The organism is Rhodospirillum rubrum ATCC 11170 (assembly GCF_000013085.1).
GTDB classification, from domain to species: Bacteria; Pseudomonadota; Alphaproteobacteria; order Rhodospirillales; family Rhodospirillaceae; genus Rhodospirillum; species Rhodospirillum rubrum.
In genome coordinates, this window is record NC_007643.1 from 1544049 (window position 1) to 1570136 (window position 26088).

Sequence of the window (26088 nt, forward strand, 5' to 3'; positions counted from 1 at the left end):
TGCTAGTTGCGCAAGGGCTTGCCGGTGAGCAGCATGGTCTCGATGCGGGCCAGGGTTTCCGGCCGCCGGGCCAAGGCCATGAAGTGCGTGCGCTCAAGCTCGAGCAGAGCGTCTTCCGTCAGCGTCACGGTGATGTCGGTATCGCCGCCCGAAAGAATATCGGCCAAGGCGCCGCAGACCACGCCGTCATAGGGGGTGGCCTTGCCCTGGCGCTGGACGCTGGCGACCGCCATGTCGAGGCCGGTCTTGGCGGCGGCGCCGGGCAGGGTGAATTCCCGCCTGGGCGGCGGGGCGTAGCCCTCGACCAGGGCCAGGGCCTTGGCCTTGGCGTCGGCCAGCAGGCGGTCGCGGTTCATGGTGATGCCGTCGCCCTCGCGCAGGAACAAAAGCTCCTTGGCCTCGGCCGCCGATTTGGCGACGGTCGCCGTGCTCACGGTCTCGAACACTTTGGAAAGCGCCGGCATCGGCCCCTTGGGCAATTGGCCGAGGGTCGACCAGCGGTGGAGCATTTCCGTGCAGCCGCCCCAGGCCGGAACCAGCCCGACGCCGACCTCGACCAGACCGATATAGCTTTCCGCATGGGCCTGGACGGCGTCGCAATGGAGCAGGATCTCGCAGCCGCCGCCCAAAGCCAGACCCGAGGGGGCGCCGACGACGGGGAAGGGGGCTTCGCGCAGCGCCCGATAGGTCTTCTGACCCTCGGCGACCAGGGTTTCGATCTCGCTCCAGGCGGCGATATTGGCGGCGAACAGGGCGAGCCCAAGGTTGGCGCCGGCGGAAAAGGCGCCGCCCTCGTTATAGATGACCAGGGCCTTGAACTGGCGGGCCACCAGCTTCAGCGATTTGGCGAGCAAGCCAAGGATATCGGGATCAAGCGCGTTCATCTTCGAGGTGAACTCGAAGCAGGCCACGCCGTCGCCGATGTCCCACAGCGCCGCCGAGCCGTTCTTCAGCAGCGGCTTGGACACCAGCTTGATGTCTTCGAGCAGCAGCACGCCGTCGGGGCGCAGATGGCTGCGGTAGGCGCCATCGGGCTGCAAGATCTCGCGGTGCCCCTCGGTCACCTTGTACACCTTGCGGCCGGCGGCCTGGGCCAGATAGGGGGGAACCGGGTCGCCTTGGGCGGTCAGCGCCGCCGCCAGCCAATCCGCGCCCAGGCGGTCGATCAACTCGAACGGCCCCTGCTTCCAATTGTAGCCCAGGCGCATGGCGTCATCGATCGCCGCCGGATCATCGGCGGCGTCGCCAACCAGCAGGGCGGCATAGCTCAGCGTACGGGTCAGCACGGCGCGGGCATAGCGGCCGACGGGGCTGTCGTGATCGAGCAGGGCGCGCAGGTCGCGGCCGGCGACGCGGATGGCCTCGGGATCGGCCGGGCGTTCGGGCCGCCATTCGCCGCTGTGCAGGTCGATGGCTTCCTTGACCTTGCCGCCCTTGGCGCGGGTGATGCGATAGAAGCCGCCCTTGCCTTTGCGCCCGGTATAGCCTTCGGCGATCATCTTATCGACGACCGCCAGCGGCCGGTTATAGGCCTGGAAGGGATCGTCCTTGGGCAGGGCGGCGGCGAGGCTGGCGTTGACATGGGGCATCAGGTCGAGGCCGACCAGATCGAGCAGCCCGAAGACCCCGGTCTTGGGAATGCCCATCGGCCGGCCGATCACGGCGTCGGCCTCTTCGATCGAGAGATTATGATCAAAGGCCTCGGCGACGGCGGCCTGCAGCCAGTAAACGCCCAAGCGGTTGGCGATGAAGCCCGGGCGGTCCTTACAGGCGACCACGCCCTTGCCCAGGCGATGGTCGGCGAAGCGGCTGATGGTCTCCACCACCTCGGGCTTGGTCTGGGCGCCGGCCACCACTTCAAGCAGGCGCATGTAGCGCGGCGGGTTGAAGAAGTGGGTGACCAGGAAATCCTCGGCGAAGCGGTCGCCCAGGCCCTCGGTCAGGGTCGAGAGTGGAATGGTCGAGGTGTTGGATGACACCACCGAGCCGTCCTTGCGCACGGCCTCGACCCGCCGGTAAAGATCCTGCTTGAGATCGGCGCGCTCCAAGATGGCCTCGACGATCCAATCGCAATCGGCCAGCTTATCAAGATCGTCTTCGATATTGCCCGGCGTCACCCGCTTGGCCGCCGCCTTGCCCATGAAGGCGGAGGGCTCGCTTTTTTGCAGGCGCTCGATCGCCTTGGCGGCGATGGCGCTGCGGTCTTCGCTGTCCTTGGCGACGATGTCGAGCAACAGCACGGGTAGCCCGGCATTGGCCACATGGGCGGCGATTCCTGCCCCCATGACCCCGGCGCCGATCACGGCGACTTTGGCGATTTCGCTCATCTCACGCTCCCTGTCAGACCGCTTCGAGGATGGTGGCGATACCCTGGCCACCGCCGATGCACTGGGTGGCTAGCGCGTAGCGCCCACCCTGACGCTTGAGCAAGGACGCCGCCTTGCCGACGATGCGCGCCCCCGTGGCGCCCAGCGGATGGCCAAGGGCGATGGCGCCGCCGTCGATATTGACCTTATCGGCGTCCAGGCCGAGCTCGCCAAGGCAGGCCAGGGCCTGCGAGGCGAAGGCCTCGTTCAATTCGATGACATCAAGGGCGCCGGCGTCGATCCCCGCCCGCTCCAGGGCCTTGCGCGAGGCCGCCACCGGGCCGATGCCCATGATCTCCGGGTCGCAGCCGGCGACGGCGATGCTTTTGAGCGCGGCCAGCGGCGTTAGGCCATGGCGATCGGCGTACTCGCGCGAGCAGACGAAGACCGCCGAGGCGCCATCGGTCAGCGGCGAGGAGGTTCCCGCCGTCACCACGCCCTCGGTCGAAAAGGCCGGCTTCAGCTCGGCCAGTCCGTCCAGGGTGGTTTCCGGGCGGACGCAGCCATCGGTCTCGACGCTGGCGCCGCCGCGCGGATCGGTGATGGCGACGATCTCGTCGCTCAGATGGCCGGCGTCCTGGGCCGTCTTGGCCCGCTGGTGCGAGCGGAGGGCGAACTCCTCCTGGGCCTTGCGATCGATCTTCCAGCGCTTGGCCACGTTTTCGGCCGTATCGCCCATGCCCATATAGGCGCCGGGCATGGCCTTGGCGAAGGCCGGATTGGGCAAGGGATTGAAGCCCATCATCGGCACCCGGCTCATGCTTTCGACCCCGGCGCAGACGAAGGCCTCGCCAGCCCCCAGGGCGATGGCGCCGGCGGCCATGTGGATTGATTGCATCGACGAGCCGCAGAAGCGGTTGACCGTCACCCCGGCGGTCGATTGGGGCAGGCCGGCCATCAGCCCGATCAGCCGGGCGACGTTCAAACCCTGCTCACCCTCGGGAAAGGCGCAACCGAGGATCAGATCCTCGATCGTGGCCGGATCAACCCCGGTTCGCGCGACCAGGGCCTTGATCACCTGGGCGGCCAGATCATCGGGACGTACCCGGGCCAGGGCGCCCTTGCGGGCCGGGGTGAAGGGGGACCGGACGTAGCTTGCGAGTACCACCTGGGTCATTTTGGGTCGTCTCCTCCCTTGGGACGGGTTCATAGGCTGCCAGCACGCGGAGTCAGCCCTGTGGGTGGGGGTTGACCCCCTTGGCTTTCAGGGCTTCGAGGCTCTGGCGCTCGATATCGCGGAGTTCGCGCAAGCTGGTTTCCACCGCTTGGCGCTGCTCTTCGAGTTGGGCGACGCGCTGGCGCACCTTGGCCAGCAGCAGGGTGATCTGTTCGACCTGGGTTTTGTCGGTGGCGTAAAGGTCAAGGAACTCCTTGATGTCGCGCAGGGTGAAGCCCAGGCTTTTGCCGCGCAAAATCAGGGTCATCCGCGCCCGGTCCTTGGCCGTGTAAACCCGGGTCGTTCCTACGCGGCGGGGCGAAATCAGGCCCTTGTCCTCGTAGAAGCGAATGGTGCGCGGGGTGATCCCCAGGCTCCGTCCCAGATCCGTCACCGAGTAAAGAGTGTCCATGCCGATAAATGCCGTTTCGTTGCAGAGAAGCTGATAAGGGCCAGAGAAGCTGGTAAGGGCGTGATCGCGCCCCTAACGTTACCCTTCAGGCGCGCGGAAAGATCGCGATGGCCCCCCCATCGCGACAAACTCAGGAGGCCTTGTCTGCGCCGGCCAAGGCTTTGGCCCGTTCCTCGTCGACCAAGGCTTTTTTGGAAAGCTTGCCAACCATGGTGCGCGGCAGGTCGTCGCGCAGTTCGATGGTCTTGGGCATTTCGATGCGCGAAATCTGGGTGGCGAGATAGGTCTTGAGGTCTTCGGGGGTGGCGCTGTGACCGTCACGCAGGCGGACGAAGGCCTTGGGCGCCTCGCCGCGGTAATCATCGGGCAGGCCGATGACCACCGCCTCGGCCACCGCCTCGTGCTGATAGAGCGCTTCCTCGATGATCCGGGGATAGACGTTGTAGCCGCCGCACAAGATGACATCCTTGATGCGGTCGACGAGGAAGACATAGCCCTCGTCGTCGATATAGCCGATGTCGCCGGTGCGCAGCGCGCCGTCGATGAAGGTGTCCTCGGTGTCCTGGGGACGGCGCCAATAGCCGGCCATCACCTGGGGGCCGCGCACGCAGATCTCGCCGCGTTCGCCGCGCGGCACGATCAGCGCCGGATCAAGGACTGAACGGATCTCGACGGTGGTGCCGGGCAGCGGCTGACCGATCGAGCCCGGCTTGATCGCGCCGTCGAGCGGGTTGCAGCACACCACCGGCGAGGCTTCCGACAGGCCGTAGCCTTCGATCAGGGTGCAGCCGGTCAACTCCTCGAAGCGGGTTTTGACCTCGATGGGCAGCGGCGCGCCGCCCGACAGACAAAAGCGCAGCGACGACAGGTCGTAAGGGGTTTTCGCCACGGCGCCGATGATCGCCGAGTAAATGGTCGGCACCCCGGGGAACAGCGTCGGCTTTTTGCGGGCGATGGTCTTGAGCACGGTTTCCAGATCGAAGCGCGGCAGCAAGATCAGCTCGGCGCCGAGCGCCAGGGCGACGTTCATCGCCACGGTCATGGCGAAGACATGGAAGAACGGCAAAACGGCGAGCATCTTTTCCTCGCCCCAGCGCGCCTCGGGGAACCAGCCGAGGATCTGGGTGAGATTGCCCGTGACATTGGCATGGGTCAGCATCGCGCCCTTGGGCAGGCCGGTGGTGCCGCCGGTGTATTGCAAGACGGCGACGGCGGTGGCCGGGTCGATGGCGACGGGGCGCGGCGGGGTTTTGGTGGCGATCAGCTTGGCAAAGCCGATATGGCGCCGATCAGTGGGGACATCGGCCAGTTCGGAGCGCTTGAGCACGCTAAAGAGCAGGCTTTTCACCGAAGGCAGGATCGCCGACATCGAGCAGACGACAATGCGCTCGAGCGCCGTATCACCCAACAGGGCGGCGACCTTGGGGTAGATCTGGCGGAGATCGAGGGTGACCATCAGCGTGGTTCCCGAATCCTCGACCAGTTCGCGCAATTCCCGCTCGACGTAAAGCGGGTTGAAATTGACGACGATGCCGCCGGCCTTGAGCACGCCGTAGTAACAGATGATGTAATAGGGCGTATTGGGCAGACAGAGGCCGACCCGCGTGCCGGGTTCGACCCCCAGGCTTTGGAAGCCGGCGCAGGCGCGGTCGATCTGCTCGCCCAACTCGCGGTAGGTCCATTTGCGGCCGAGGAAATCGATGGCCGGATTATCGGGAAAGCGGGCGATGATCGCATCGAGCATCGCGCAAACCGGCCCGCTGGGCAGGGGCAGGCGCGGGGCCGTCGTGAGACTGGAAGGCGGAAGCGGGGAGTCATGCATCATCGAAATATCCCTGCTGGCGACGGCGTTTGGCGGTGGAAAGCGGCGCTTCCGCTGGAGGGGGCCAACGGAAGCGTCCCTTTTTGATGGCTTAGAAACGCAACGTCGCGCTGGCCGACAGGATGTCGATCGAGCTGTCGTAGGTGCCCGTCAGATTGCCCTGGGCGGTGGTTTCGTTGATGCTGACCCGATCGGCGAAGATGTGGGCGTAGGAGGCGTCGAGACTGAAGCTGTCGGTCACCGCGTAGCTCACGCCGGCGGCCAGCCAATAGCGGTTGGTATCGGGGATGCGGGCGGTGCGGTGCTTCTTGCCGACGGGGGCCTGGTCATAGGCCACGCCGATCCGCAGGGCGACGTCCTCGACCGGCTTGTAGATGCCGCCAAGGGCGACGAACATGGTGTCTTCCCAGCTTTCATCGACGCGGGTGATCACCCCGCCCTTGTCGTTCTCGATCTTCAATTCGTCAAACAGCGACCAGTTGGTCCAGGCGACATCGGCCGTGACCGCCCATTGCGGATCGAATTCGTGATAGGCGCCGATGCTGACCACATCCGGGGTCGTCAAATCGGCCGAGGCGCCGCTGTTGACGAGGCCGCGCGAGATGGCCAAAGGCCGGGCGACATTGGTGTATTTGGCGTCGCCATCGAAATTGTGCTCGACGCGCGAGCGGTAGTTGACGCCGATGCGGGTGGTTTCGGTCGGCTCCCACAAAGCGCCGATATTGAAGCCGTAGCCGATATCCGAGCCCGAGACCTTGGCGCGACCGTCACCGGCCACCAGACCGAAGTTGTTGACGGCGTTGGTCAGCTTGACCGAGGCGAACTGCACAACCGGGCCACCGCCGATCGAGAAATCGCCAAACGACGAATCGCCAACCACCCGATAGGCCACCGAAGGCGTCAGGGTGACGATCTGCAGATCGGATTCGATCGCCTGATAGCGCCCGGCCCAGTTCTTGTCGTAATCGGTGCGCAGGCCGAAGGGCACATTGGCGGCGATGCCGAACTTCAGGTCGTCGTTATAGCTGTATACGCCATAGAATGACGGCACGGCCGCGTCGGCCACGGCGTCGCCGCCTTCGATGCTGCCCGTCGAACCGCCCAGGGCGTTGGTGCCCGAGCCGCTGAAATGGGCCTTTGGCATGATATAGGTCAAAACGCTGTCGGCTTGGGTGCCCTTGAGGCGGGTGAGGCCGGCGGGGTTATAAAAGGCGGTGCTCGGGTCATAAGCCTTGGCGGTGGCGCCGGCGAAGGCGTTGCCCAGGCCCTCGGCGCTCTGTTCCTTCAACTGGAAACCCGAAGCCCAGGCCGAGCCGCCGCTCAGGGCCACGGCCAGTCCACACAGACCGGCGACGGCCCCGGATGTACGAATAATGGTCATCAACGCTATCCTCCCTGTCACAGACTTTTGTTGCTTTAGCCGATAACGGCCTGATTGTGGACTCTGTCCCAAGCCCTCCCGTCGTCTTGGGAAGCAGGGCCCAACCTCCGCGTTCTTTTGCCCGGAGTTATTGGGATAAACGTATGAATTCGATGGGAAAACTCCGACGGCTGAACGTCGCCCTGAGCAAAAGGCCCTCGCCGTCGTACCACAACTCGCGGTCGATATCGCCCTTGAGGGAAAAACGCTCGGCGTCAATGGCCGCGCCGGCGATCACCACCGTCTCCTTGCCCTTGGCCTGACTGGCGACGCTGTAAAGCTCGGCGTCGATGACGCTATAGAGCGGCCGCCCCGCGACCACGGCGCGGGTCCACAGCGTCAGGGGTAGGGCATCGGTCGGTAAATCCGCAGGCTTGCCGTCAACGGTGACCTGACGGCCCCCGCCTTGATCAACCACGCTGAGGCTATGGCGGGTGCCGTCGTCATTGGTGCGCGTCGTAACCGAGACCAAAGCACCATTGCGCCACAGCTCCTCGCGGTGGTGGTCGTAATGGACGCTGACGAAGAGGATGCGGGTGTCGCTCAGCGTCTCGACGACGACGCGGGTTTCCCCGCCCTGGCGGCGCAAGGTCACGGTTTCGCGGCCGATCGGCGAGTCGTTGGCGCGGATCTCATAGACGAGGGCGCGGTTGGCCAAGGGATCGGCGGCCTGGCCGGACCCGGGCGCGAGGACGACCAGGGCGAGGGCGAGCAACGGGGCGAAAAGCCGCGGGGGACCAGAGGTCATCGCCATGTCCCCTATTCCAAAGCCGCGACGAGTTTCATGGCGACGCCCTTGGAGCCGCTGACGCGGATCCGTCCCATGGCGAAGGCGAGCATCGGATCAAGGGTGCCCGCGAGCAGCTTGCCTAGATTGTTCGCCGACAGGGAGATGGTGCAATCGGCATCGAGGTCGTCGTCTCCCAGGCGGGCCGGAGCGGTTCGGGCGTCGACGATCAGCTGGCCATCGGCCCCCAGATCGAAGCGGACGACGGCGCCCAGGCGGTCGAGACGATCGATGTCGGCCGTCAGGCGATCGGTCATTTCCCCATCGCGCAATTTTTATCCTCCCTGGCGTATCGGCGGCTTTTACCACCTTGCATGTTGTCGTATACATTAAGCGTATTTCGCATGAGGCATCCACAAAAATATCATACCTCAACGCTGCTTTTTCACGCTGCACGTGCGAAACGCGGGAGAATAATCCGACTAAGGGTCTATTCGAGGGGCTATGTGTTGCTCTTAATGGTGGTTTTCAACCGGGCGTTACGGAGAATTCTTGGGAGCCGGCGCCTTGGTTTTCCCTTGATAAGACGCCGCCGCCCGGAGCGGAAAACCCGACCGGGGATGAAAAAACAATTGGGAGGATCGATAGATGATATCCGCGACGATGATGACCACGCCGCTTCTTCTCTCCGGCGTGATCGAGCACGCGGCGCGCTGCCATGGCGAAACCGAGGTGGTTTCGCGCCGGGACGACGGAACCCTGCACCGCCAAACCTACGCCGACACCGCGTCGCGGGCCCGTCGTCTGGCCCGGGCCCTGATCGAGCTGGGGGCGGCGCCCGGCGATGCCATCGGCACCCTGGCTTGGAACGGCAACCGCCATCTGGAACTCTATTACGGTGTTCCGGGGGCGGGGATGGTTTGCCACACCATCAATCCCCGGCTGTTCGCCGAGCAGATCGCCTTTATCATCAAAGACGCCGGCGACCGCTTTTTGTTCGTCGATCCCGGCTTCCTCGGCTTGCTTGCGGGGATTTTGCCCGATCTTCCCGCCCTTGAAGCGGTGGTGGTGATGGACGATCACGCCCCCGCGGCCGAGCTTGCCGGGGTTCGCCTGCTGGCTTACGAGGAGGTACTGGCCGCCCAGACCGATGACGCCTTCGACTGGCCGTCGTTCGATGAAAACGCCGCGGCGGGCATCTGTTACACCTCGGGCACCACGGGCAACCCCAAGGGGGTCGTCTATTCCCACCGGTCGACCATCTTGCATGCGCTCAGCGCCGTGCAGCCCGATGTCTTCGCCCTGTCGGCCCGGGATACGGTGATGCCGGTGGTGCCGATGTTCCATGTCAACGCCTGGGGGATGCCCCATGCGGCGCCGATGGTCGGGGCCAAGCTGGTGCTGCCCGGTGGACGGCTTGATGGCGCCAGCCTGATCGAGCTGATTCGCGGCGAACAGGTGACCGCCACCGCCGGGGTGCCGACGGTCTGGCAGGGGCTGCTCGGCCACGTCGAGGCCAAGGGCGGCGGATTGGCGCCGCTGGACCGGGTGGTGATCGGCGGGGCGGCCTGTCCGCAGAGCATGATGAGCCGGTTCGCCGCCTTGGGAACCCGGGCGATCCACGCCTGGGGGATGACCGAGACCAGCCCGCTGTGCGTCGCCAGCGTTTTGACGGCGCGCCACCGTGACCTGGGCGAGGACGAGGCCCTGCGCCTGCGCCTCAAGCAGGGGCGGCCGGCCTTCGGGGCGGAGTTGCGCATCGTCGACCATGCCGGTCGGGCCTTGCCCTGGGATGGGGTGACGCGCGGCATGCTCGAGGTGCGCGGCCCGTGGATCTGCGCGGGCTATCTCAACAATCCCGACCGCACCGCTTTTTCCGCCGATGGCTGGTTCGCCACCGGTGACGTGGCGACGATCACCACCGACGGCTTCATGGACATCGTCGATCGCACCAAGGACGTCATCAAATCGGGTGGCGAATGGATCAGTTCGATCGCCCTGGAAAACATCGCCATCGGCCATCCGGCGGTGCGTGAGGTCGCCGCCATCGCCCGCCCCGATGCGCGCTGGGGCGAGCGTCCCCGCTTGATCGTCGCCCTGCGCGAGGGCGCGACGCTGACCCCGGGCGAAATGGCGGCGTGGTTCGAGGGCAAGGTGGCGAAATGGTGGATCCCCGATGATTTGGTGATCGTGGAAACCCTGCCCCATACGGCGACCGGCAAACTTCAAAAGCGCGAGCTGCGCCAAGTCTATGGCGCCGAGCGGCTGGAAAGCGCCCAAGCCCTATAGAATATCATTCTAGATAAAAATATTAGACAGAAATTCTAAAAATTCCCCCGGTCCAACCCGGGGCAAGGCCGGCGACAAGGCCTGGAACAAGGGAGGAGACGGCGATGGATCGTGAGACGATGAGCTTTGACGTGGTGGTGGTGGGGGGCGGCCCCTCCGGGCTGGCCAGCGCCATTCGCCTGAAGCAATTGCGCCCCGACACCTCGGTTTGTTTGATCGAGAAGGGGGCGGAGATCGGCGCCCATATCCTGTCGGGCGCGGTGATCGAACCCCGGGCCCTGGATGAATTGCTGCCCGATTGGGCCGAGAGCGCCGAGCGCGGCGAGGCGCCCTTCGACTGTCCGGCCCGCGAGGATCGCCTGTTGCTGTTAACCCGACGGCGGGCCTTTCGCCTGCCCTTGCCGCGCGAAATGAACAACCATGGCAATTACATCGTCAGCCTGGGGGTGCTCTGCCGCTGGCTGGCGGCGCGGGCCGAGGCCTTGGGGGTCGAGATCTTTCCCGGCTTCGCCGCCGCCGAGGTGCTTTATGACGGGACCGGCGCCGTCTGCGGCGTGGCCACCGGCGACATGGGGGTGGGCCGCGATGGTCGGCCGACCGCCGCCCATACGCCCGGCGTCGCCTTGCTCGCCCGCCAGACCCTGTTCGCCGAGGGCTGCCGGGGATCGTTGAGCGCCCAACTCGGCGATCGCTTCGCCCTGCGCCGCGCCTGCGATCCCCAGGCCTATGGCCTTGGCCTAAAGGAACTGTGGGAGATTCCGGCCGAGAACCATCAGCCGGGATTGATCCTGCACACCGCCGGTTGGCCCTTGCCGTCCGATACCTATGGCGGATCGTTCCTCTATCACCTGGGAACCAATCAGGTGGCGGTCGGCTATGTGGTGGCCCTTGATTACGCCAATCCCTATCTGTCGCCCTTCGAGGAATTCCAGCGTCACAAGACCCATCCGGCGATCGCCGACCATCTGCGCGGCGGGCGGCGCATCGCCTATGGGGCGCGGGCGCTTTCGGAAGGCGGGCTGCAATCCCTGCCGCAACTGACCTTTCCCGGCGGGGCGCTGATCGGCGATACCGCCGGTTTCCTCAATGTTCCCAAGATCAAGGGCACCCATGCGGCGATGAAATCGGCAATGCTGGCGGCCGAGGCGGTGGTCCGGGCCTTGGATGAGGGCAGGGTGGAGGCTTTGGGCTACACCCCGGCCTTCGCCGCCAGCTGGCTGCACAAGGAATTGCACGCCGTGCGCAATGTGCGGCCCAGCTTCCGCTGGGGGCGGTGGGCCGGCTTCGCCTATGCGGGACTGGAAAGTGTCGTTCTGCGCGGCAAGGCGCCCTGGACCCTGCGCAACCGCGCCGACCACCTGCACCTGGGCAAGGCGGCCGATCACCGACCCATCGACTATGCCAAACCCGATGGCGTGCTGACCTTCGACCGCCTGTCCTCGGTCTATCTGTCCAACACCAATCACGTCGAAGACCAACCCTGCCACCTGCGTCTGAAAGACCCCGAGGTGGCGATCGCCACCAATCTGGCGGTTTTCGACGCCCCCGAGCAGCGCTATTGCCCGGCCGGCGTCTATGAGGTGGTGCGCGAGGGCGCGGCCGAGCCGCGCCTGCAGATCAACGCCCAGAACTGCCTGCATTGCAAAACCTGCGACATCAAGGATCCCACCCAGAACATTGTCTGGACCGTGCCCGAAGGCGGCGGCGGCCCGGCCTATTCGGCGATGTGAGCCCACGCGGGGAGCCGGGGCCATATCGTTGTCGATCGTCGTCAGCCGCCCCGAACTTCTCCCACCGCCCTTCTCGGCTGCCCGAGGGCGATGTGGGCCGGGGAGCCCGCGATCACCGCCGGTAAGGGATCGCTTCGACCAAGGCGTCCGGGACGGCGCTTTTCGCGCGATTTACCGTAAAATGCCAAGGATCGCGCGGGGCTTGCCCCTTGGCGGGGCAGGGGGGGTAAAGAGGATGAGGGGGTGCCACTTTTGGTGGTGAAGGTGTTTCTTTAACCTTCCTTGCCGCAGTCCGGCGGAAAAGCCCAATGTCCGAGTGTTTCATTTGCGGCCCCATCTCCAGGATTACCGCTGCGGGCCCAACGATTGTGGCTTGTCGAGGGTGGAGGGAGTGGAGGAATATCGCGACCCTGTTCGGGGCGGTCCGTGGCAGTCCAATCGGGCTATCACCGGCGCCCCGCTGCCGTGCAAGAGGATCCCCCACAATGGATATCAATCCCAATCGCCTCGGCAAGGTCGCGATCATCGCCGCGATCAGCTCCCGCGAGGAAGAAGAGGAGTTCAAGGCCTATCTTGCGGAAAACAGCAAAATTAAACTTGCCGTTACGTTCGTCAGTGGCGTGCGGACCGATGTAACGAAAAGCTTCGTCAAGTCGATCGTCGCCTGCGCCCTGCAAGGCCATGTCATTCGCCACCAGCACAACGAATTGCACGGCGTCATTCATGCCGGTCTGGAATGCCTGAAGGGCATCAGCGCCGATGTGGCGGCGGAGGCCAGCCTCAAGCTCAAGGTCGCCGTGGTCAATGACGGCAAATGGGTCGCCGTCGCCGCCCATGGCGAGTCGGCTTTCCATCCCGAGACCAATCACGAGCGCATGGGCTTCGGCGTCATGCATATCTGAGCCCGGTCAGGGCCTTGATATCCACAGATTTTTCGCGGAAATTAGGCCATAGGGGTGGGGCGATGAGGTCCAAAAGTCGTGGTTTGGACCTCTCTTCCTCCCCCATAGGAGCCAAGAGCGATAAATTCTTGAAACTCAAACCGCTTCGCCCCCTTTCGACGACCCATCCCGCATTAAGGCGAAAATAAGGATGGACACGGGGCGCAAACCATGAAAATGATCCGCCCCAAGCGACGGGGGCCATGTGGGTTTCCCAGCCGCCGACCCCCAAAAGGGGATGTGATTTTTGTGATCTTGAGCAGTGACGGGACGGGCGGCATGTGGCCGTTCTCTTTGTCGGACCACGCTCAACCCGCTCGTTTCACCCTGTGATCCTTGTGCTGTTCGTGACGGTGACCCCCTGACGGTCCTTTGATGCGTCCAACGCGGTTTTCGCGACTGGGCGACGCCTTGGGACCCGGGCTGGCGATGCTGCGTGTCAGCGATCCGCCGGCCATGATTTGGGCAGGCGTTTCATGGACTCCGCATTGAGGGACACCGTTCGCGATTGTCAGCCAGGGCTCTGGCGCGATCCGATTTGCTGGACGATCGGCAGCGCCTTTGTCGCGGGCGCCCTTCTCGAAGTTTCCACCCACCCCAAGCCGGGTTTGGTCACCCCGCGGTCCAATGGATCGCATGCCGACATGACCTTGCAGACCTTCATGGTCTCCTCGGCCGCCATCACCCCGTGTTTTTACCAATGCGCCGAAGCCGGTTTCGGCCATTCCGGCCCGGCCGCGACCCTTCTTCCGCTGGTTCGCGAGATCGGCCGCGAGTATGAAGCCCGCCTGCTGGCCGCCACCGGCGGCATCAATACCCAGCGCGGCCTGCTGTTCTCGGCCGGCATCCTCTGCGCTAGCGCCGGTTTGCTGGCCCGCGATCAAACACCGTTCAGTGTCGAGGCCCTGTTTTCCACCGCCGCCCTGATGACCAAGGGATTGTGCGCCCGGGAACTCGCCGCCAGGGCCGTCCGCATTCCGGCCACCGCCGGTGAGCATCTGCATCAAAGCCTGGGTATTCTGGGGATCCGCGGCGAAGTCGAAACCGGCTTCCCCACCGTCGCCCTGGCCGGTCTGCCCGCCCTCAAAGCGGCGCTCGCCGCCGGCGTCCCGCTCAACTGGGCCCTTGTTCACACCCTGATTTCGCTGATGTCGGTCACCGAAGACACCACGGTTCTGTGGCGCGGTGGTCCGCAAGCCCTTGATTTCATTCGAACCGAAGCCCGCCGGGTGCTGTGCCTGGGGGGAGCGATGAGCGAGGCGGGTCGCGCCGCCATCGATCGGTTCGATCACGACTGCGTCGCCCGCAACCTTAGTCCGGGCGGTTCCGCCGACCTGCTGGCCGTAACGGTCGGGGTCCATAGCCTTCTCAACGGCAGTCTTGCCCTAGGAAAAAACTGATTTCGCCGGCATCGGTCCCCGATGACCGACGAAACCCGCAGCGCATGAGGAACCCATGAACATCATCGTTTACGCCGGGTTTAGCTACTTCATTACCGCCGTCATCGCTTACGCGGTGATGGGGGTGATCGTTAGCCTATCCCGCTTCCTGTCCCAGCGTTCGAACGCCCAGTAACGCGAGAGAGCAAGAAATGTTCGACCAGATTCTTACGGTTTTTCCGGGCATCGGGACGCTTTTCGTCCAGGAGCCCGTCATCGCCATCTCCCGCCTCGGGTTGATGGGCCTTGGCTTCTTCCTCGCCTATCTGGGTTTTAAGCGGACTCTCGAGCCGTTGATCATGGTGCCGATGGGTCTGGGCATGATGGCGGTGAATGCCGGCGTGATGTTTCTTGAAGCCGGGCAGATCGGCACCCTGATCATTGCGCCGATGGTGTCCGACACCGAAGGCCTGATCAATATCCTGCAGATCGACTTCCTCCAGCCGGTCTACAACTTCACCTTCACCAACTCGCTGGTCGCCTGCCTGCTGTTCATGGGCATCGGCACGATGGCCGACATCTCGTTCATCCTGGCGCGCCCCTGGGCCAGCATGACGGTGGCGCTGTTCGCCGAGCTTGGCACCTTCGCCACGCTGGTGATCGGTTATTACTGTGGTCTGACCCCCGGTCAGGCGGCGGCCGTTGGGTCGATCGGCGGCGCCGATGGTCCGATGGTGCTGTTCGCCTCGCTGGTGATGGCCAAGGACCTCTTCGTTCCGATCTCGATCATCGCCTATTTGTACCTGTCGCTGTGCTACGCCGGTTACCCCTACCTGGTGAAGTGGCTGATCCCCGAGAAATACCGTGGCCTGGAAGTCGAATTCGAGTTCCCCGACGTCAGCCAGGAAGCCAAGTTCGTCTTCACCATCGTCGCCGCCGGCCTGCTGTGCTTCCTGCTGCCCGTCGCCGCTCCGCTGATCTTGTCGTTCTTCCTGGGCGTCGCCATCAAGGAAGCCGAGATCGAGCCCTACCAGCAGCTGCTTGAGAAGACCATCACCTACGGAGCCACCCTGTTCCTCGGCCTCGTGCTCGGCGTGCTGTGCGAAGCCTCCACCCTGCTTGATCCCCGCGTCGCCATCCTCCTCGTCCTCGGCATCACGGCCCTTGCCATCTCCGGCCTGGGTGGCATCGCCGGCGGCTGGTTCATGTGGTGGTGGAGCAAGGGCAAGTTCAATCCCGTCATTGGCATCGCCGGCGTCTCTTGCATGCCCTCGACCGCCAAGATCGCTCAGCAGATCGCCTTCGAAGCCAGCCCCTACGCCATGATCATGCCTTTGGCCATGGGTGCCCAGATCTGCGGCGTCATCGTCTCCGCCATTGCCGTCGGCGTCTTCGCCTCGACGATCGGCCTGGTCGGCGGTTGACGACTAGCGTCCGGTGTCTCTCTCCCCCCGGGCACCGGACGCTCCCCCTTTCGACACTCTGATTACCCTGGTTCCCGTCTCCTGCCGATAGGACCACTCCGATGACCGCTCTGCCGTTTCCCCCCGTCTCTGCCGCCGATCTTGTTCGCCTCCCCAAGGTCGAGCGGCGGCAAGGCACCATCGGCCGGACCGTCTTCCACCTCGCCGAGGTGGACTCGACCAACCGGTTGATGGGCGGCCTTGCCAGAGACGGCGCCCTCCCCGGAACCGTGGTGGTCGCCGACCACCAGGTGGCCGGTCGCGGCAAGGGCGAGCGTCCGTGGTTCTCGCGGCCCGGTGAGGGGCTCTGCCTCTCGATCCTGCTTTCCCCGAAGCGTCCGATCGAGGAAGTGCCCCAGTTGACCCTGGTGATCGCCGTGGCCGTGGCCGAGGCGATCACCCGGGCCACCGGGGTCCAGCCCCGGGTCAAATGGCCCAATGACCTGTTGGTCGATGGGCGCAAGCTCTGCGGCATTCTCTGCGAGCTGCTCTCCTCGGCCGATGGCGATGTCCATCACGTGATCGCCGGCATCGGCCTGAATACCGGGCTGTCGGTTGATGATTTCCCCGGCTCGCTGCAAGCGATTGGAACATCGTTGGCGATTGAAAGCGGACGGGCGATCGACCGGTTCGCCGTGCTCCCCGTCTTGCTCGACCATCTCGAAGCCTGGGTCGAGCTTTGGGAGCGCGAGGGATTTGCCCCGGTGCGCGACGCCTGGGTTCGCCTTTCCTGCACCCTTGGCAAGGACATCACCCTCGAGTCCGAAGGAACGCGCTGCCATGGCGTCGCGGTGGATCTCGGTATCGATGGAAGTTTGAGTATTCGCGATGAAAGCGGAGAAGTTCACCACTTTCATTATGGAGAAACGCGTCTCTCTTCGGCTATCGCCGGCTAAACGCGTCAGTATAACAAAATAGAGGTCGTTCCATGTCCAAAACTGGTACAGACAAGAAGTGGGACCACCGATCCGTCGATACGGCGGAGCGGCTCGCGGCGGCGGCCCGGTTCATCGGCCCTGGCAAGGAAGTCAAGGCGGCCGACACCGTGGCCCTGCTCGAAGCGGTCATTCGCGCCGGTGATCGGGTCAACATCGAAGGCAACAACCAGAAGCAGGCCGATTTCCTCGCCGAATGCCTCAATAAGGTCGACAAGAGCAAGATCCATGACCTGCACATGGTGCAGTCGGCGGTTCCGCTGCCCGTCCACCTTGATCTGTTCGAGAACGGCATCGCCAAGAAGCTGGACTTCGCCTTCGGCGGCCCCCAGGCCGGCCGTGTCGCCAAGTTCATCAAGGAAGGCAAGCTCGAGCTCGGCGCCATCCACACCTATCTGGAACTGTTTGGCCGCTACTTCCTCGATCTGACGCCGCGCGTGTCGCTGATCTGCGCCTATAAGGCCGACCGCCAGGGCAACCTCTATACCGGCTTCAACACCGAAGACACCCCGACCATCGTCGAGGCGACCAAGTTCCGCCAGGGCATCGTCATCGCCCAGGTCAACGAGATCGTCGACACCCTGCCGCGCGTCGATATTCCCGCCGATTGGGTCGACGTGGTGATCGAATCGCCCCAGCCGTTCTTCCTCGAGCCGCTGTTCACCCGCGATCCGGCCCTGGTGACCGACAGCCAGATCCTGCTTGGCATGCTTTGCCTGAAGGGCATCTACGCCGAATACGGCGTGCAGCGCATCAACCACGGCATCGGCTTCCTGACCTCGGCCATCGAACTGATGCTGCCCACCTACGGCGAAGAGCTGGGGCTGAAGGGCAAGGTCTGCACCCATATGATCCTCAACCCCCATCCGACGATGATCCCGGCGATCGAATCGGGTTGGGTGGACACCATTCATTGCTTCGGCGGTGAATTGGGCATGGAGGAGTATGTCGCGGCCCGTCCCGACATCTTCTTCGTCGGCCCCGACGGCACCTTGCGCTCCAACCGCGCCTTCGCCCAGACGGCCGGTCACTATGCGCTCGACATGTTCATCGGCGGCACGCTGCAGATCGACAAGTTCGGCAATTCCTCGACGGCGACCGCCAACCGCGTGGCCGGCTTCGGTGGCGCCCCGAACATGGGCTGCGATTCCAAGGGCCGTCGTCACTCGACCGCCAGCTGGCTGAAGTGCGGCGCCGAACAGCCCACCCTTGATCGTCAGCTCGGCACCATGCCGCGCGGCAAGCGCTTGGTGGTGCAGGGTGTCGAGACCTTCGGCGAAGGGCGCGCTCCGGTCTTCGTCGACAAGCTCGACGCCTGGGAACTGGCCGAGAACGCCGGTTTGGATCTGCCGCCGGTGATGATCTACGGCGACGATCTGACCCATGTGGTGACCGAGGAAGGCATCGCCTACCTCAACCGGTGCCCCGACATCGACTCGCGTATGGCCGCCATCCGCGCCGTCGCCGGCTACACCGAGCTCGGCCTGCAGGCCAAGCCCTCGGAAACCCGTGCCCTGCGCGACGCCGGTATCGTCAAGACCCCGGAAGACCTGGGCGTGGACCGCTCGCGCGCCAATCGTTCGATGCTCGCGGCCCGCAATATCCGCGATCTGGTGAGCTGGTCCGGTGGGCTCTACAACCCGCCCGCGCGGTTCCGCAACTGGTGATAAAGGACCTTTGAACCATGGCTTTGAACACCCTGGAATTCGACATCAAGCATGACGCGGGCACTCCGGTTCTGAAGGCCCCCGTCCACATCGGCGTCGTCGGGTCGGGCGATATGGAAGTGCTGATGGAGCCCAAGGCTCTGGGCGGCGCGGTTTCGGTGCGCATCGTCACCCCGGTCACCGGTTTCGATGCGCTGTGGAAGCGCGTTCTGGAAGCCTTCGTGACCGAATCCGCGCTCGCCGACGTCCGTGTCGAGATCAACGACAACAATGCCACCCCCGCCGTGGTCCTGCTGCGCTTGCGCCAGGCCCTGGCGGAAGCGGCTGGCAAGTAAGGAGAGCAGCGATATGCCGAACTGGAAAGCCCTTCAGGACAGCAGCTTCCTTGAAGCCAACGCCCGCGATCGCGCCCTTGGCGTGGTTGACGAGGGGACCTTCACCGAGCTGGCCGGCCCCTTTGACCGCCGTTTCAGCCCGCACCTGGAAGTCCTTGGAGAAGCGGTCGAATTCGACGATGGCATCGTTACCGGCGTTGGCCGGATCGGCGTCACCCCGGTGTTCGTCATCTCCCAGGAAGGCCGCTTCATCGGCGGTTCGGTCGGTGAGGTCGGCGGCGCCAAGATGGTCAACACCATCCGTCTGGCCGTCGAGTTCCACGACCAGCTGGTCGCCAGCGTTCCCGATCTGACCGACGCCGAAAAGCCGATCGTCGTCATCTCGTTCGAGACCGGCGGCGTGCGTCTGCACGAAGCCAATGCCGGTCTGCTGGCCCACGCCGAGGTGATGGATCAGATCCAGAAGGCGCGCGGCAAGGTGCCGGTGATCACCCTCATCGGCTCCAAGGTCGGGTGCTTCGGCGGCATGGGCTTCGTCGCCGCCGCCACCGACGTGATCGTCATGAGCGAATTCGGCCGCCTTGGCCTGACCGGTCCGGAAGTGATCGAGCAGGAAATGGGCAAGGAAGAGTTCGACAGCTCCGACCGGGGTCTGGTGTTCCGCACCACCGGTGGCAAGCACAAGTACATCATGGGCGATTGTAACTACTTGGTGGAAAACACCGTCGCCGCCTTCCGCGCCAAGGTGGCCGAGCTGGCCGTTCTGCCGATCTCGGCCTTCGAAGAGATGCGTCGCATCGGTTCGGCGGCGACGGTCGAGCGTCAGCTGCGCGGTGTCGCCCTCGCCGCCGAGATGCAGCCCAAGGACGCCCGCGACGTGTGGGCCAAGGCCGGCAACGCCAATGCCGCCGCCCTGACCGACCTGCCGCTCGCCGACTTCCTCGCCCAGGTCAAGCGTCTGAGCGTCTGAGCCCGGCCGTCCGCCATAATTCCCCCTATCAGGAGTCAATCATGGACGTCACCGAAACCATGATGGGTAAGGGCCGCGAGGCGATCGACCTGATCGTCGATCCCCAGGGCTTTACCGAGAATACCGTCGGCAGCAAGACCTTCGATGATCCCGAGTTCGGCCCCGGCGCCGTTGTCGGCACCGGTCTGCTCAACGGGCAGACCTGCACGATCATCGCCAGCGATGGCAACGCCTTCAACGAGAAGTTCCCCGTCGTCTATGCCGGCATCATCGGCATGGAAGAGGGTTACAAGATGGCCCAGGCCGTCTATGCCTCGCTGGAAGCCGACGCCGACAAGCCGATCGCGCAGAAGCGCCCGCTGGTGCTGATCGTCGACACCCCGGGAAATGGTCCGGGCAAGACCGAAGAAATCTTCGGGATGAACAAGGCCACCGGCGCCTATCAGCTGGCTTTGGCCGAGGCCCGGCTCGCCGGTCATCCGATCGTCGCCATGGTCATCGGCCGCGCCATCTCCGGCGCCTTCCTCTGCCATGGCCTCCAGGCCGACAACATCCTGTCGCTGGACGCCAATTTCGGCACGATGATCCACGTGATGCCGCTGACCAGCGTCTCGCGCATCATCCGCAAGGATCTGGAAACCCTTCAGGAACTCTCGAAGGGCAACCCGGTCTTCGCCGCCGGCCCGCGCTTCTTCTTCGCCTTGGGCGGGGTTGAGGAACTGGTGACCGCCATCGACGGCATGCGTCCGGCCATCATCGCCCATATCGAGTCGATCCGTCAGGCCAAGCTGGCCGGCAAGCAGGACAGCCTGGGCCCCTGGGGCCGTGGCGCCCTGGGCGCCGAGCGCGGCGGCCGGGTGGTTCGCCCCGAGCTGATCGCCTTGATGAACGCCGAGTTCGCCGCCGTGGCCAGCCAGTACGCCCCGGCCCGCTAACCTGATACGGCCCGAAAAAGGACGGTGATTCTCATGTCCGACGATCTGACGGTTCTCGAAGCGGCGCTCGACGCCTTCGGCAACGCTCCCACCCTGGGAGAGATGCCCCGGCGCACGCTGGCCGATAAAGGCATTGACGGCCCGACGGCCGCCCATGTCATCGAGGAGGTCCATACCCCGCTCAATCTGGCGTATCTGACCTTCACGACCGGTTCTTCGGCGTTCCAGAACATCGTTGGCGTGACTCACGGCGAAATTTCGGGCCGCTGCGCCGTGGCCCGGACCCTGTTCGAAAGACTGGGGACCGGGCCAGGGACGCGGATGCTGGTAACCTATCCGCCTTTGGTTAATGTCTTTGCCGCCGACGCCCTGCGCGCCTGCGACGTCAGTTGGGGCTTCCTCAAGCGCTCCAGCCGCGACGCCTTGCTGGTCGCGGCCTGCCGCGAACAACCCAAGATCATCCTGGGAGAGTCGTCGTTCCTGCGCGCCGGCCTGGAGCAGGCGGTCAAGCTTGGTTTGAAGGCCCATTTCCCCAAGGGCTGCGTGTTGCTGACGGCGGGAACGCCCCTTGATCAGGAGCTGCTGCCGGTCGCCGAGGCCTTTGGCTATACGGTTCACGATCTTTACGGCTGCCAGGAATTCGGCTGGCTGACCTTGGACGGCGTTCCCCTGCGGGACGATATCTCTTTGGTCGCCTCCCCCCGGGGGGAGGCCTACCGCGAGTTGGTGGTTGGCGGCTTGCCAATGGGCGACAGCTTTCTGATGTCGCCGTCGGGCCATGTCTGCGACCCCGACGGCAAGATCATCACCTACCGCCGCGAGCGCACCTATCCCGAATACGAGGTGGTGGTGACCCATACCCGGGCGACGGCCGCCTCCACCGTGGAAAAGGCCGCCCGCACCATTTTGCGCATCAAGGGCAGGGTGGTGAAGGTCGCCGCCGATCTGGTGACCGGGGCGCCGGCCACCCGACTGCTGTTGGTTCCTGGATTGCCCGGAGCCGATGGCTTGTGGGCGGCGGGCATCCCCCTCGAAGGCCCCCAGGCCACCCGATTGTTCGACGATCTGGTTCAGGCCCAGGCCGATTTGCAAAAGACCGCCAAATCCGATCCGGCCTGGATCAAAGGACGTTAAGCATGCTTCACCGTCGCCATACCCTTGCCCATATCGACCCCATCGCCCGCGCCCGGCTGCTGCCGGCGCTGATCGAGGCCCTGCCTGCGGCGATGCGTGGCCCCGATATCGAAGCGCGGATCGAGCATGTGCTGATCTCGCGCGGCATTCCCGGCATCGTCTGCCGGCCGACCGCGCCCTGCGGCGAAGGCGAAGGGCAGGTGGGTTTCGCCTTTCCCTTCCGAGTCGGGGCGCAGCGCGTGCGCGCCGCCGTGCCGGTCGCCAGAAGCCAGATCACCCGCTTCACCAGCCCGTGGGCGGTCATGGACCGCGCCGTCGGCCTGGAGCGGGTGCCCCACCGGGCGCTGACGGCGATCCACGCCATGGGGCGGGTGCTTGACGTGCCGGTCGGCTTGATTGGTTCGGCGGCGCTCGAGGCGATGAGCGGTCTGCCCTACGTCGAAGCCGCTTCGGATCTCGATCTTGTCGTCGAAGGGACGGACGCCAAGGCCCTGGCCTCGTTCTGGCAGGAAATTCAGATCATCTCGACCTGGCATAAAGTGAAGGTCGATGTAGAAATTGACTTTGGTCATAAGTATGGCGTAAAGATGGCCGAATATTTTTCAGACTCTGCAAGTGTTCTTGCAAAGACAATTCACGGCGTTGAAGTTATGAACAAAGAGTTGTTGACGACGAATATTGCCATATTGGCGGGAGTTTCCGCCGGTTCGGTAATGAAATCGACGGGGGCTCTTCAGTCGTCCCTGTCGGCCTAAGATTGAGTATCTCTAAGACTGTGTCTCTCAAGGAGTGAACGCACTATGGATATCAAAGCGAAGATGCCGTCCGTGATCGTCTCGATCGATGTCGCCGTTGGCGCCACCGTGACCAAGGGCCAGACCCTGGTCGTTATCGAAGCGATGAAGATGAAGAACAACGTTCCGGCCCCCATCGACGGCACCGTGAAGTCGATCGCCGTGGCGGCTGGCGACCGGCTGAAGCCCGGCGCCTTGATGATGGTTGTTGAGTGAGCTTGTGACTTCGGGGCGGCATGGGCCGCCCCGTTTCAAGTTTTTGCCTCTCTAGGGGGTACGTGAAATGGTGATTTACGGTTTGTTCCTGATGGGCCTGTGCATGCTCATCGGTAACTTCGTTGGCAATTTGTTCGGTGCGATGCTCGGCATCTCCGCCAACATCGGTGGCGTGGGTATCGCCATGGTGTTGCTGGTGGTGATTTCCCAGCGCCTCATGGACAAGAAGAAGCTCTCGGAAGCGGCCCAGGCCGGTATCGGCTTCTGGAGCGCGATGTACATTCCCATCGTCGTCGCCATGGCCGCCCAGCAGAACGTGGTGAGCGCCATGAACGGCGGGGCGCTCGCTTTCGTCGCCGGCCTTGGCGCGGTGTTCGTCGGCTTCCTGTTGATCAAGCCGATCAGCGCTCTTGGCGGTAAGTCCGATGTCGCCGAAGACAGCGTGAAGGGCCACTAATCATGTCCGGTTTCGTTGAAATCTTTACGAAGTCTTTGGCCGAATACCCGCTGATCACCGCCTTCGTCTTCGTCGGCGCCGCGATGTGGCTGTCCTATGCCGCCTCGAAGAAGCTGACGGCCGGTCGTGTTCATGGCTCGGCGATCGCCATCGTTCTCGGCCTGGTGCTGGCCTATATCGGTGGTAAGTACACCGGTGGCAAGAAGGGCATCGCCGACGTTCAGATGCTTTCGGGTATCGCCCTGATGGGCGGCGCCGTGCTGCGCGACTTCGCCATCGTCTCGACGGCGTTTGGCGTGCGTCTGGAAGAGCTGAAGAAGGTTGGCGTTCCCGGGGCCGTCGCCCTGGTGGTGTCGGTGGTGGTGGCGATCGCCATCGGTGCCGCGACCTCTTACGCCTTCGGCTATACCGATCCGGTCAGCATGGCCACGATCGGCGGCGGCGCCGCGACGTTCATCGTCGGTCCCGTCACCGGCGCCGCCTTGGGCGCGTCGTCTGAAGTGATCGCCCTGTCGATCGCAGCCGGCGTGGTCAAGTCGATCGCCGTTATGATCCTGACGCCGCTTGTCGCCAAGCGCGTCGGCCTGACCACCCCGGGTGCTGCCGCCGTTTACGGCGGAATCATGGGAACCACCAGTGGAACCGCCGCTGGATTGGCTGCAACCGATCCGAAGCTTGTTCCCTATGGCGCCCTGACGGCCACCTTCTACACCGGCTTTGGCTGCTTGGTGTGCCCGTCGATTGGTTATCTCGTTCTGAACGCGATGTTTGGCTGAGACCTTGTCCGCAAGGACAACACGACGTTCAAGACGGGAAAACCGCGCTTTTTACAGTTGGACCGCCAAAGCGGGCTTGTCAAGGGATCGGGGATTGGGACTGCGGGCCGCCTGCCCTGGGGCTTAACGCCCCCCGCCGTTCCCGGCTCCGTCGTCTCCCGACTTGCCCGTCCTTCCGCCGATCGCCGCCTCTCCCCCGGGAGACGGCGGTGGGCGGGAGGGCCCCACGTCTTCCCCCTTGGGGACCACACTCCATGACCACCATCGAAATCGCCGCCGTTCATCAGCGTTTTGACACCTTTGAAGCCCTGCGCGGCATCGATTTGATGTTGACGGAACGCCGGATCGGCATCGTCGGTGGCAATGGATCGGGCAAAAGCACCTTCGCCCGTTTGCTCAACGGCCTTCTGGTTCCGACCGAAGGCAAGGTGCTGGTCGATGGCCTCGATACCGCCCGTTCGGGCAAGGCCGTGCGCCGCAAGGTCGGCTTCGTTTTCCAAAATCCCGATAATCAGATCGTCTTCCCCGTGGTCGAGGAGGACGTGGCCTTCGGTCTCAAGGGGCTGAAGCTGCCAAAGGCCGAACGCGACGCCCTGGTCGACCAGGTTCTCGATCGCTTTGGCCTGGGCGCCCTACGGGCCCATTCCTCCCATGCCCTGTCGGGCGGGCAAAAGCAGCTTCTGGCTTTGGCCGGGGTGCTGATCACCCAACCCGACTGCGTGGTGTTCGATGAACCAACGACGCTGCTTGATCTGCGCAACGCCCGCAAGGTCGCCGGCGTGATTCGCGATCTCGAGCAAAGCGCCATCGTCGTGACCCATGACCTGGGCCTTCTCGCCGATTTCGACCGGGTGATCGTTTTCGAAAACGGCAAGGTCAGCATCGATGACCGTCCCGGTCCGGCGCTGGCGCGCTATATCGGCACCATGCAATGAGCCGCCGCCCGCCACGTCTGGCGCTGTCGCCGTTGCACCGCCTGCCCGCCGGGGTGAAGCTTGGCTGTCTGGCGGTCACGGCGAGCGCGCTGCTGCTGGTCGAGGACTGGCGGGGGATCATGGCCGCCCTGGTGGCGACGGCGCTGCTTTACCGGCTGGGCCGGCTGTCCTGGCGCGCCCTGCTTGGGCAACTGCGGCCTTTGCTGTGGCTGCTTTTGCCGCTGTTCGTGGTTCAAGGCCTTGGCGGGTCGTGGGCCGAGGGCGGCGTTGTCGTGCTGCGCATCGCCACCCTGGTGCTGCTTGCCGCCCTGGTCACCCTGACGACGCGCACCGACGCGATGATCGAAACCATCGAGCGCGGGCTTGCGCCCTTTGCGCGTTTTGGCGTCGATCCGGCCAAGGTTGGTCTGGCCTTTTCCCTGGCGCTGCGCTTCATCCCGGTGATCGGCAGCCAAAGCGCCGAGATCCGCGATGCCCAGCGGGCGAGGGGGCTGGGGCGCAATCCCTTGGCCCTTGCCCTGCCGTTGATCGTGCGCACGCTCAAGATGGCCAATGATGTCGCCGACGCCATCGATGCCCGCTCGACCGATGGCGAGGACGACGAGGCCTTGCCCGTCGCCCGCCGCTCCCCCCCTTCAGACATCCTGCCGACGAGGCTCCCATGCGCGGACATCGCACCACCACCAAGGACATCGTTCACATCGCCCTGTTCGCCGCGCTGACCGCGGCGTTGGCGCTGTTTCCGCCGATCGCCTTGCCGATAATCGGCGTGCCGATCACCGCCCAGTCGATGGGGGTGATGTTGGCCGGCGCCATTCTTGGCGCCAAGCGCGGCGGGCTGGCGATCGTGCTGCTGTTGGCCCTGGTCGCCGTCGGCCTGCCGCTGCTGTCGGGGGGGCGTGGCGGATTGGGCGTGTTCTTCGGACCGACCGGCGGGTTTCTGTTCGGCTGGGTGGCCGGCGCCTTCGTCGTTGGCGCCTTGCATGAATGGGGCTGGCGGGGGCTGACGCCGCTGCGTTCCTTCGCCTACGCCGTGATCGGCGGTGTCGGCGTGGTCTATACGATCGGCGTTCCCTGGGTGGCGATCAACGCCGATCTGCCCCTGCTCAAGGCCGCCATCGCCTCCGCGCCGTTCCTTCCGGGCGATCTGATCAAGGCCGGGCTGGCGGCGCTGATCGCCGTGACCGTCAAACGCTCCTTTCCGCTGATCTCCAAGGCCGCCTGAGCCC

Annotated in this window: 25 protein-coding genes; 18 read left to right on the forward strand and 7 right to left on the reverse strand. The window is 64.6% G+C overall.

Annotation, left to right across the window (positions count from 1 at the left end; genetic code table 11):
* Window positions 1–2: 2 nt before the first annotated feature.
* From RRU_RS06835 to RRU_RS06865, 7 genes are all read right to left on the reverse strand, one after another.
* A complete protein-coding gene (locus tag RRU_RS06835; protein WP_011389064.1) occupies window positions 3–2327 on the reverse strand; it encodes a 3-hydroxyacyl-CoA dehydrogenase/enoyl-CoA hydratase family protein in 2325 nt (774 codons plus the stop codon).
* A 13-nt stretch (window positions 2328–2340) separates the two neighbouring features.
* Window positions 2341–3483: a thiolase family protein gene (locus RRU_RS06840; RefSeq protein WP_011389065.1), complete on the reverse strand. Its 1143-nt coding sequence runs from the start codon at window positions 3481–3483 to the stop codon at window positions 2341–2343.
* Between the two features lie 52 nt (window positions 3484–3535).
* Entirely contained in the window at window positions 3536–3934 is a 399-nt protein-coding gene (locus RRU_RS06845) for a MerR family transcriptional regulator (RefSeq protein ID WP_011389066.1), read from the reverse strand.
* 130 nt (window positions 3935–4064) lie between these two features.
* Window positions 4065–5759 (reverse strand): long-chain-fatty-acid--CoA ligase, encoded by a 1695-nt coding sequence (locus RRU_RS06850; protein ID WP_011389067.1) that lies wholly within the window; start codon window positions 5757–5759, stop codon window positions 4065–4067.
* Window positions 5760–5847: 88 nt separating this feature from the next.
* Complete coding sequence (locus tag RRU_RS06855) at window positions 5848–7137, reverse strand: OmpP1/FadL family transporter (protein ID WP_011389068.1); 1290 nt, start codon at window positions 7135–7137, stop codon at window positions 5848–5850.
* A 127-nt stretch (window positions 7138–7264) separates the two neighbouring features.
* Window positions 7265–7924 carry a DUF6134 family protein gene (locus RRU_RS06860; protein WP_011389069.1) on the reverse strand — a complete coding sequence of 220 codons (660 nt, stop codon included), beginning with the start codon at window positions 7922–7924 and terminating at the stop codon, window positions 7265–7267.
* An 11-nt stretch (window positions 7925–7935) separates the two neighbouring features.
* Entirely contained in the window at window positions 7936–8235 is a 300-nt protein-coding gene (locus tag RRU_RS06865; protein WP_011389070.1) for an SCP2 sterol-binding domain-containing protein, read from the reverse strand.
* A gap of 316 nt (window positions 8236–8551) precedes the next feature.
* On the opposite strand from RRU_RS06865, the gene RRU_RS06870 reads away from it, so the two are divergent.
* From RRU_RS06870 to RRU_RS06955, 18 genes are all read left to right on the forward strand, one after another.
* Window positions 8552–10192: a long-chain fatty acid--CoA ligase gene (locus RRU_RS06870; RefSeq protein WP_011389071.1), complete on the forward strand. Its 1641-nt coding sequence runs from the start codon at window positions 8552–8554 to the stop codon at window positions 10190–10192.
* 104 nt (window positions 10193–10296) lie between these two features.
* Window positions 10297–11922 carry an electron transfer flavoprotein-ubiquinone oxidoreductase gene (locus RRU_RS06875; protein ID WP_011389072.1) on the forward strand — a complete coding sequence of 542 codons (1626 nt, stop codon included), beginning with the start codon at window positions 10297–10299 and terminating at the stop codon, window positions 11920–11922.
* A gap of 485 nt (window positions 11923–12407) precedes the next feature.
* Entirely contained in the window at window positions 12408–12824 is a 417-nt protein-coding gene (locus RRU_RS06880; RefSeq protein WP_011389073.1) for a HutP family protein, read from the forward strand.
* A gap of 515 nt (window positions 12825–13339) precedes the next feature.
* Window positions 13340–14263: a triphosphoribosyl-dephospho-CoA synthase MdcB gene (gene mdcB, locus RRU_RS06885; protein ID WP_011389074.1), complete on the forward strand. Its 924-nt coding sequence runs from the start codon at window positions 13340–13342 to the stop codon at window positions 14261–14263.
* Between the two features lie 191 nt (window positions 14264–14454).
* Window positions 14455–15666 carry a Na+-transporting malonate decarboxylase, carboxybiotin decarboxylase subunit gene (gene madB / locus RRU_RS06890; protein WP_011389075.1) on the forward strand — a complete coding sequence of 404 codons (1212 nt, stop codon included), beginning with the start codon at window positions 14455–14457 and terminating at the stop codon, window positions 15664–15666.
* A 101-nt stretch (window positions 15667–15767) separates the two neighbouring features.
* Window positions 15768–16601 (forward strand): biotin--[acetyl-CoA-carboxylase] ligase, encoded by an 834-nt coding sequence (locus RRU_RS06895; RefSeq protein ID WP_011389076.1) that lies wholly within the window; start codon window positions 15768–15770, stop codon window positions 16599–16601.
* Between the two features lie 32 nt (window positions 16602–16633).
* Window positions 16634–18307: a malonate decarboxylase subunit alpha gene (gene mdcA, locus RRU_RS06900; protein ID WP_011389077.1), complete on the forward strand. Its 1674-nt coding sequence runs from the start codon at window positions 16634–16636 to the stop codon at window positions 18305–18307.
* A gap of 17 nt (window positions 18308–18324) precedes the next feature.
* On the forward strand, window positions 18325–18642 hold the full coding sequence (gene mdcC / locus RRU_RS06905) for a malonate decarboxylase acyl carrier protein (protein WP_011389078.1): 318 nt from the start codon (window positions 18325–18327) through the stop codon (window positions 18640–18642).
* A 13-nt stretch (window positions 18643–18655) separates the two neighbouring features.
* A complete protein-coding gene (locus RRU_RS06910) occupies window positions 18656–19612 on the forward strand; it encodes a biotin-independent malonate decarboxylase subunit beta (protein WP_011389079.1) in 957 nt (318 codons plus the stop codon).
* Between the two features lie 41 nt (window positions 19613–19653).
* On the forward strand, window positions 19654–20547 hold the full coding sequence (mdcE, locus tag RRU_RS06915) for a biotin-independent malonate decarboxylase subunit gamma (RefSeq protein WP_011389080.1): 894 nt from the start codon (window positions 19654–19656) through the stop codon (window positions 20545–20547).
* 33 nt (window positions 20548–20580) lie between these two features.
* On the forward strand, window positions 20581–21681 hold the full coding sequence (locus RRU_RS06920) for an acyl carrier protein (protein WP_011389081.1): 1101 nt from the start codon (window positions 20581–20583) through the stop codon (window positions 21679–21681).
* Between the two features lie 2 nt (window positions 21682–21683).
* The gene (mdcG, locus tag RRU_RS06925) at window positions 21684–22436 is read left to right on the forward strand and encodes a malonate decarboxylase holo-[acyl-carrier-protein] synthase (protein WP_011389082.1); all 753 of its coding nucleotides are present in this window, start codon (window positions 21684–21686) and stop codon (window positions 22434–22436) included.
* Between the two features lie 45 nt (window positions 22437–22481).
* Entirely contained in the window at window positions 22482–22691 is a 210-nt protein-coding gene (locus RRU_RS06930) for a biotin/lipoyl-containing protein (RefSeq protein ID WP_011389083.1), read from the forward strand.
* A 67-nt stretch (window positions 22692–22758) separates the two neighbouring features.
* Window positions 22759–23148 (forward strand): malonate transporter subunit MadL, encoded by a 390-nt coding sequence (madL, locus tag RRU_RS06935; protein ID WP_011389084.1) that lies wholly within the window; start codon window positions 22759–22761, stop codon window positions 23146–23148.
* Between the two features lie 2 nt (window positions 23149–23150).
* Entirely contained in the window at window positions 23151–23924 is a 774-nt protein-coding gene (gene madM / locus RRU_RS06940; protein ID WP_011389085.1) for a malonate transporter subunit MadM, read from the forward strand.
* A 254-nt stretch (window positions 23925–24178) separates the two neighbouring features.
* On the forward strand, window positions 24179–24859 hold the full coding sequence (locus RRU_RS06945) for an energy-coupling factor ABC transporter ATP-binding protein (RefSeq protein ID WP_011389086.1): 681 nt from the start codon (window positions 24179–24181) through the stop codon (window positions 24857–24859).
* A complete protein-coding gene (locus tag RRU_RS06950) occupies window positions 24856–25581 on the forward strand; it encodes an energy-coupling factor transporter transmembrane component T family protein (RefSeq protein ID WP_011389087.1) in 726 nt (241 codons plus the stop codon). The genes RRU_RS06945 and RRU_RS06950 overlap by 4 nt, the downstream gene beginning before the upstream one ends.
* Window positions 25521–26084, forward strand: coding sequence for a biotin transporter BioY (locus RRU_RS06955; protein WP_014626155.1), 564 nt, complete (start codon window positions 25521–25523; stop codon window positions 26082–26084). Before RRU_RS06950 ends, RRU_RS06955 begins: the two co-directional genes overlap by 61 nt.
* The last annotated feature ends 4 nt before the right edge of the window (window positions 26085–26088 follow it).

What these genes read in the sequence shown, in the direction of transcription:
- RRU_RS06840 (WP_011389065.1), bottom strand. Translation starts at nt 3,483, where the DNA reads ATGACCCAGGTGGTACTCGCAAGCTACGTCCGGTCCCCCTTCACCCCG.
- mdcG (WP_011389082.1), top strand. Translation starts at nt 21,684, where the DNA reads ATGCTTCACCGTCGCCATACCCTTGCCCATATCGACCCCATCGCCCGC.
- mdcC (WP_011389078.1), top strand. Translation starts at nt 18,325, where the DNA reads ATGGCTTTGAACACCCTGGAATTCGACATCAAGCATGACGCGGGCACT.
- madL (WP_011389084.1), top strand. Translation starts at nt 22,759, where the DNA reads ATGGTGATTTACGGTTTGTTCCTGATGGGCCTGTGCATGCTCATCGGT.
- mdcA (WP_011389077.1), top strand. Translation starts at nt 16,634, where the DNA reads ATGTCCAAAACTGGTACAGACAAGAAGTGGGACCACCGATCCGTCGAT.
- madM (WP_011389085.1), top strand. Translation starts at nt 23,151, where the DNA reads ATGTCCGGTTTCGTTGAAATCTTTACGAAGTCTTTGGCCGAATACCCG.
- RRU_RS06880 (WP_011389073.1), top strand. Translation starts at nt 12,408, where the DNA reads ATGGATATCAATCCCAATCGCCTCGGCAAGGTCGCGATCATCGCCGCG.
- RRU_RS06910 (WP_011389079.1), top strand. Translation starts at nt 18,656, where the DNA reads ATGCCGAACTGGAAAGCCCTTCAGGACAGCAGCTTCCTTGAAGCCAAC.
- mdcE (WP_011389080.1), top strand. Translation starts at nt 19,654, where the DNA reads ATGGACGTCACCGAAACCATGATGGGTAAGGGCCGCGAGGCGATCGAC.
- RRU_RS06920 (WP_011389081.1), top strand. Translation starts at nt 20,581, where the DNA reads ATGTCCGACGATCTGACGGTTCTCGAAGCGGCGCTCGACGCCTTCGGC.
- RRU_RS06945 (WP_011389086.1), top strand. Translation starts at nt 24,179, where the DNA reads ATGACCACCATCGAAATCGCCGCCGTTCATCAGCGTTTTGACACCTTT.
- RRU_RS06835 (WP_011389064.1), bottom strand. Translation starts at nt 2,327, where the DNA reads ATGAGCGAAATCGCCAAAGTCGCCGTGATCGGCGCCGGGGTCATGGGG.
- RRU_RS06875 (WP_011389072.1), top strand. Translation starts at nt 10,297, where the DNA reads ATGGATCGTGAGACGATGAGCTTTGACGTGGTGGTGGTGGGGGGCGGC.
- RRU_RS06845 (WP_011389066.1), bottom strand. Translation starts at nt 3,934, where the DNA reads ATGGACACTCTTTACTCGGTGACGGATCTGGGACGGAGCCTGGGGATC.
- RRU_RS06860 (WP_011389069.1), bottom strand. Translation starts at nt 7,924, where the DNA reads ATGACCTCTGGTCCCCCGCGGCTTTTCGCCCCGTTGCTCGCCCTCGCC.
- madB (WP_011389075.1), top strand. Translation starts at nt 14,455, where the DNA reads ATGTTCGACCAGATTCTTACGGTTTTTCCGGGCATCGGGACGCTTTTC.
- RRU_RS06850 (WP_011389067.1), bottom strand. Translation starts at nt 5,759, where the DNA reads ATGATGCATGACTCCCCGCTTCCGCCTTCCAGTCTCACGACGGCCCCG.
- RRU_RS06950 (WP_011389087.1), top strand. Translation starts at nt 24,856, where the DNA reads ATGAGCCGCCGCCCGCCACGTCTGGCGCTGTCGCCGTTGCACCGCCTG.
- RRU_RS06955 (WP_014626155.1), top strand. Translation starts at nt 25,521, where the DNA reads ATGCGCGGACATCGCACCACCACCAAGGACATCGTTCACATCGCCCTG.
- RRU_RS06855 (WP_011389068.1), bottom strand. Translation starts at nt 7,137, where the DNA reads ATGACCATTATTCGTACATCCGGGGCCGTCGCCGGTCTGTGTGGACTG.
- RRU_RS06930 (WP_011389083.1), top strand. Translation starts at nt 22,482, where the DNA reads ATGGATATCAAAGCGAAGATGCCGTCCGTGATCGTCTCGATCGATGTC.
- mdcB (WP_011389074.1), top strand. Translation starts at nt 13,340, where the DNA reads ATGGACTCCGCATTGAGGGACACCGTTCGCGATTGTCAGCCAGGGCTC.
- RRU_RS06870 (WP_011389071.1), top strand. Translation starts at nt 8,552, where the DNA reads ATGATATCCGCGACGATGATGACCACGCCGCTTCTTCTCTCCGGCGTG.
- RRU_RS06895 (WP_011389076.1), top strand. Translation starts at nt 15,768, where the DNA reads ATGACCGCTCTGCCGTTTCCCCCCGTCTCTGCCGCCGATCTTGTTCGC.